This window comes from Clostridium sp. (assembly GCF_016650095.1).
In the GTDB taxonomy this organism is placed as follows: domain Bacteria; phylum Bacillota; class Clostridia; order Clostridiales; family Clostridiaceae; genus Clostridium_AD.
In genome coordinates this window covers 1-4,750 of sequence record NZ_JAENWL010000296.1, presented here as the reverse complement: position 1 = coordinate 4,750, position 4,750 = coordinate 1, and the positions used below count along the sequence as shown (strand labels likewise).

Here is a 4,750-nt window from a genome sequence, read left to right as displayed (position 1 = left end):
CTTTAATGTAAGGTGCTGCCCTAATGAAGATTTTATACTAATCTTAAATTCAGATAAATCATAATTAACATTTATAAAAGTCATTAATAAACTTGCGAATATCAGTAAAAAACCTATTATTAAGGTATATATTTTTTTCATTATTTTTAACCTCCATAGAGTGATTTTTACTAAATTATAGTTCGATTATATAGTAAATTATAACATAAAATACAATAATTTATGTAACTCATACTACTCAATATTAATATAGTCTATTATTAAAAGATGTAAAATAATTATAATCATTAAATAATATTTATCAATTAACCTAGAAAACCGTTGCAAAAACAGATGAATAAATATAAAATATAATTAACAGCATATAATAAATTAATATATTTATATGTTAAACAACCCATTTAAAAATGTGGTTAAAATAATTAAATGGAGTGGTGTTATAATGGACAACATTTTAGAAATTATTAAAAATGGGACTTTAACCTATGAACAAAAGGTACTAACTCTTGCTAGAGCAGCGGAAAATAGTATAGATGTTCTTAACATTGAAGGAGATACTCAGAAACTTCGTGATGAGGGAATAATTTGTGATCTTTTCGAAGGTCATGCGCCTTATAGGCCTAGGTATATAGTTCCGAATTACGAGAAATTTATGAAAAATGGAAGTGAGTTTTTAGGACTCACACCACCAAAGGATATTTGGGAGGCTACAAATAGTTTATTAATATTATACAGGCATGTACCATCAATTACTTCATTTCCAGTATATATAGGGAATATTGATTGCCTTTTAGAACCTTTTGTGGTAGATGAAGAGGAAGCTTTTCACGCTATAAAATTGTTTTTAACACATATAGATAGGACCATAACGGATTCCTTTTGTCACGCAAATATAGGACCAAAAGATAGTAAAGCAGGAAGATTAATATTAAGAGCAGAGAGACAACTGCAAAATGCTATTCCTAACTTAACTTTAAAATATAGTACTGATACACCAGATGATTTTGCTATCGATGCAATTAATACTGCTTTAATAACGGCGAAACCTAGCTTTGCCAACCATGAGATGTTTTTCGAAGAATTTGATGGAAATTATGCTATAGCTAGTTGTTACAATGGATTAACTATAGGTGGTGGAAGTTACACACTATCTAGATTAAATTTAGTTGGACTTGCTAAAAAAGCGGAAAATGAAGATGAATTTATAAATGTGATATTGCCGGATGCAGTGCAGAAAATGGCTGGTTATATGCAGGAGCGAATTAGATTTATAGTTGAAGAAAGCGGTTTTTTTGAGACTAATTTCTTAGTAAAAGAAGGATTAATTAGCAAAGATAATTTCACGGGTATGTTTGGCATGTTTGGACTTGCTGAATGTGTAAATTATTTTATTGACGCTACTAAGCTCGAAAATAGATTTGGGCATAGCGATACAGCTAATGCACTCGGCTATAAAATTATTGAAAAGTTAGAAGCTGAGGTTAATAAATACAATGATCCACATTGTACTATATCTAAAGGTAAATATCTATTGCATGCTCAAGTAGGTATTGATTCTGATGTGGGAACAAGTCCAGGGTGTAGGATTCCAATTGGAGATGAACCTGAGCTCCCACAACATATAATAGAGGCAGCTAAATTCCATAAGTTCTTCCCTTCAGGAATAGGTGATGTATTTAATTTTGATAGTACAGTTAAAAGTAACCCAGAGTACTTGCTAGATATTATCAAAGGTGCTTTCAAAAATAAAATGAGGTATTTTTCAGCGTATGCTAGTGATTGTGATGTAATAAGAATTACGGGGTATCTTGTAAAGAGATCAGATATTAAAAAATTAGAAGCTGGGCAGCAGGTATTACAGGATACTGTAGCATTAGGGCTTGGATCAGTTAAAAATCAAAGAGTATATGAACGAAAGATAAGAAAAAATGATTAAGGGACTTGTTAACCGAATTATTCCATTTAGCTCTGTGGATGGCCCGGGAAACAGGACTGCTATATTTCTGCAAGGGTGCAATTTTAATTGTTCTTATTGTCATAATCCAGAAACTATAAATGTTTGTAATAACTGCGGGGAATGTGTGAGTGCTTGCCATTACGGGGCACTACAATTTAAGGAGTCGCATGTAGTATGGGATAAAACAATCTGTAGTAAATGTGATGAATGTATTAAGGTTTGCACGCGACTCAGTTCCCCTAAAGCACAAAGCATGAGTGTAGAAGAAGTGCTAAGCGAAATAGAAAAATACAGATTTTTCATTTCAGGGATTACAGTTTCAGGCGGTGAATGCACCCTACAAAGTGAGTTTTTAACGCAGCTATTTAGAGAAGTTAAAAAGATGGGGCTAACATGTTTTGTGGATACTAATGGTTCGGTGCCACAATGGGAACATAAGGATCTTGTGGAAATTATGGATATGGCAATGGTAGATATAAAATCTTATAATAATGAGGAACATAAGAAGCTTACAGGTATGGGAAACACTACTGTTATAGAAAATGTAAAATATTTAGCTAATCTAAATAAAATTTATGAAATTAGAACGGTCATTGTACCAGATGTTTTAGAAAATTATAATAATGTAGATGAAATTAGTAAGCTTATTGCCTCCTTAAACCCAGATATAAGATATAAACTTATAAAATATAGGCAGATTGGTGTACGACCTGGAATTATAAACAGTTACACACCAGATGATAAAATTATGAAGGAATTAGGTGGGGTAGCTGAGAATAATGGTTGCAAAAATATAGTTATAGTATAGATTATTGACCAATGCTTTACTAAAAACCTCGCAAAATATGAGGTTTTTTATTTTGTGGTTATTTTATCAACTATAGGATAATATAGTTATATTATGTTATTTTTTAATCTACTAAAGTAGATAAGTTTACTAAAGTAGATGAATTCACCAAAGTCGAATTTAATTTATAAAAGAAAGAAGGAAATATTAGTGAGTGAAGTTAAAAAACTTAAAAAGAGAGACGAAATTGATAGCAAGTATAAGTGGACTGTTGAAAAGATGTATAAGAGTTCTGCGGCGTGGGAAGAAGATTTTAAAATACTAAAATCTAAAGCACCAAAGATGGTAAGATTTTCAGGGAAACTAGGTAAGCCTGAAGAGTTGTTATCATTTTTGGAAAGCAATATAGAGATTCAAAGACTTTTAGATAAATTGCTTGTATATGCACATTTAAGAGGGGATGAGGATACAGCTAAGGCTGAGTTCCAGGTGATTAAAAATAAGGTTGATGCTTATGCAGCAGAAGCTTATAGTTATACATCATTTTTTGTACCTGAACTATTATCACTACCAGAGAGAGCTGTAGATGAGGCAATTTGCACGCTTCCGGAGCTTAAAGTATATGAATTTTATTTGAAAGACATTCTAATTCAAAAGCCTCACACATTAAGTGCAGAGGGAGAAAAGCTTCTGGCATCCGTTAGTGATTGTTTAAATGCACCAGGAAATATATTTGGAATGCTTACAAATGCAGACATGACATTCCCAAGTATAAAAGATGAAAAAGGTAATGAGGCAGAGCTTACAGAAGGCAGCTACAGTAGTTTTATTAAATCAAAGGATAGAAGAGTAAGAAAAGATGCCTTTGATGCATTATTTGGAACATATAAAGGATTTAAAAATACTTTAACAACATCTTTAACATCTTCAATAAAGAACTTTATATTTAATTCCAAAACAAGAAAGTATGCTTCTTCATTAGAAAGTTCTTTAAAACCCAATAATATTCCATTAGAGGTTTATCAAAATGTTGTGGATACTATTAATAACAATTTATCTTCTCTTCATAAGTATGTAAGCGTTAAAAAGAAACTGTTGGGGCTTGATGAAATTCATATGTATGATTTATATGTTCCTATAGTTGATACAGCAATAGATCATATTAAGTATGAAGATGGTGTTAAAATAGCACTCGATGGTATTAAGCCACTCGGGAAAGAGTATTTGGATATATTTAAAGAAGGAATTAGTGAAGGATGGGTAGACGTATTTGAAAATAAGGGTAAACGTTCGGGGGCATATTCTTGGGGATGCTATGACAGTATGCCATATGTACTTTTAAATTATAATTACCAATTGAATGATGTATCTACTCTTGCTCATGAAATGGGACACTCTATTCATTCATATTATTCAAGGAAGAATCAACCATATATATATTCTCAGTATGAGTTATTCTGTGCAGAAGTAGCATCTATAACTAATGAATGTTTATTAATAGATTATTTAATTAAAAATGAGAGTGATAAAAAGAGAAGATTATTTTTAATAAATCAACAATTAGAAGGAATACGAACTACGGTCTTTAGGCAATGTATGTTTGCTGAGTTTGAAAAAATAACCCATGAAAGTATTGAACAGGGCAATCCACTATCTCCAGAGGATTTATGTAAAATTTATCATGAACTAAACGTAAAATATTTTGGACCTGAAATGGTGGTAGATGAAGGAATAGATATGGAATGGTCAAGAATTCCTCATTTTTACAACGATTTTTATGTATATCAATACACTACAGGGTTTGCAGCAGCTAATTCTTTTAGTAAAATGATAGTTGAAGAAGGCGAAAGTGCTGTAGAGCGATATATAGGATTCCTAAAGAGTGGGGGGAGTGACTACCCAATAAATATACTTAAAAAGGCAGGGGTAGATATGTCATCACCAAAACCTCTAGAGGATACTATAAGAAGATTCGATGAGCTTTTAGGGATGCTTGAAAAAGAGAT

The 4,750-nt window shown here is 31.7% G+C and carries 3 protein-coding genes; all 3 read left to right on the top strand.

What is annotated here, in order from left to right; all coding sequences use genetic code 11:
• Positions 1 to 442 precede the first annotated feature (442 nt).
• On the top strand, positions 443 to 1,936 hold the full coding sequence (locus JJE11_RS14800) for a YjjI family glycine radical enzyme (RefSeq protein ID WP_291636964.1): 1,494 nt from the start codon (positions 443 to 445) through the stop codon (positions 1,934 to 1,936).
• A complete protein-coding gene (locus JJE11_RS14795) occupies positions 1,929 to 2,765 on the top strand; it encodes a YjjW family glycine radical enzyme activase (RefSeq protein ID WP_291636962.1) in 837 nt (278 codons plus the stop codon). The genes JJE11_RS14800 and JJE11_RS14795 overlap by 8 nt, the downstream gene beginning before the upstream one ends.
• Before the next feature lie 189 nt (positions 2,766 to 2,954).
• Positions 2,955 to 4,750 (top strand): oligoendopeptidase F (gene pepF / locus JJE11_RS14790; protein WP_291636960.1); only part of this gene is annotated, 1,796 nt, incomplete at its 3' end.